This window comes from Gilliamella sp. Nev6-6, assembly GCF_001690605.1.
Taxonomy (GTDB): domain Bacteria; phylum Pseudomonadota; class Gammaproteobacteria; order Enterobacterales; family Orbaceae; genus Gilliamella; species Gilliamella apicola_C.
The window spans coordinates 1-1,396 of sequence record NZ_LZHP01000023.1; the positions used below are offsets into that span (position 1 = coordinate 1).

General features: G+C 46.6%; 2 tRNA genes and 2 rRNA genes. All 4 read right to left on the reverse strand.

Features of this window, described 5'->3' with window-relative positions:
- Window positions 1-340, reverse strand: a 23S ribosomal RNA gene (locus A9G42_RS04360); the annotation flags it as partial.
- A gap of 261 nt (window positions 341-601) precedes the next feature.
- A tRNA-Ala gene (locus tag A9G42_RS04365) sits at window positions 602-677 on the reverse strand.
- A 52-nt stretch (window positions 678-729) separates the two neighbouring features.
- A tRNA-Ile gene (locus A9G42_RS04370) sits at window positions 730-806 on the reverse strand.
- 58 nt (window positions 807-864) lie between these two features.
- A 16S ribosomal RNA gene (locus tag A9G42_RS04375) occupies window positions 865-1,396 on the reverse strand; the annotation flags it as partial.

The following is a 1,396-nucleotide window of genomic DNA, read 5'->3' on the forward strand; positions in this document are numbered from 1 at the left end:
ATGTACGGGACTTTCACCCTCTATCGTGCGACTTTCCAGACGCTTCCACTAATACATCATGCTACCCGCTTGGGCTCCTCCCCTTTCGCTCGCCGCTACTTAGGGAATCTCGGTTGATTTCTTTTCCTCGGGGTACTTAGATGTTTCAGTTCTCCCGGTTAGCCTCATATAACTATGAATTCATTATATGATAGTGTAGTCACCTACACCGGGTTTCCCCATTCGGACATCAACGGCTATAGCGCCTTTTATCGGCTCACCGTCGCTTTTCGCAGATTAACACGTCCTTCTTCGCCTCTGATTGCCTAGGCATCCACCGTGTACGCTTAATTTCTTAACCTTACAACTCACAGTTGTCTTGGTTTTCAATTTACGCTTTTTCTCTTTTTCACTTCAATACTTTTAGTTTAATTAGCTTAACTCAACATTTATTAAATATATTATTAAACCAAAAATAAAAGCTTTCCGTAAAAACGAGAACTCGTTTCTTTCAGCTTGTTCCTAATTGTTAAAGAGCTTTATCTTTCTATTCACTCATCTTTTAACTCAAGTAAATACAAACATAATTTTTTTCATCATCGAATAATAGAGATATCTTTAATGGTGGAGCTAAGCGGGATCGAACCGCTGGCCTCCTGCGTGCAAGGCAGGCGCTCTCCCAGCTGAGCTATAGCCCCATTGTCTCACTTCATCAACTAATCAAGCTAAAATCAGCTTAATAAGTAGAATTGGTGGGTCTGAGTGGACTTGAACCACCGACCTCACCCTTATCAGGGGTGCGCTCTAACCACCTGAGCTACAGACCCAATAAAGTGACTCTTTCTTCTGAACAAACAATCTGTGTGAACACTTACGAGCTCTTCGTAAGGAGGTGATCCAACCGCAGGTTCCCCTACGGTTACCTTGTTACGACTTCACCCCAGTCATGAACCACACCGTGGTAAACGCCCTCCCGAAGGTTAAGCTATCTACTTCTGGTGCAACCCACTCCCATGGTGTGACGGGCGGTGTGTACAAGGCCCGGGAACGTATTCACCGTGACATTCTGATTCACGATTACTAGCGATTCCGACTTCATGGAGTCGAGTTGCAGACTCCAATCCGGACTTAGACGTACTTTATGAGGTCCGCTTGCTCTCGCGAGGTCGCCTCCCTTTGTATACGCCATTGTAGCACGTGTGTAGCCCTGGTCGTAAGGGCCATGATGACTTGACGTCGTCCCCACCTTCCTCCGCTTTATCAACGGCAGTCTCCTTTGAGTTCCCGGCCAAACCGATGGCAACAAAGGATAAGGGTTGCGCTCGTTGCGGGACTTAACCCAACATTTCACAACACGAGCTGACGACAGCCATGCAGCACCTGTCTCACAGTTCCCGAAGGCACTCCCATATCTCTA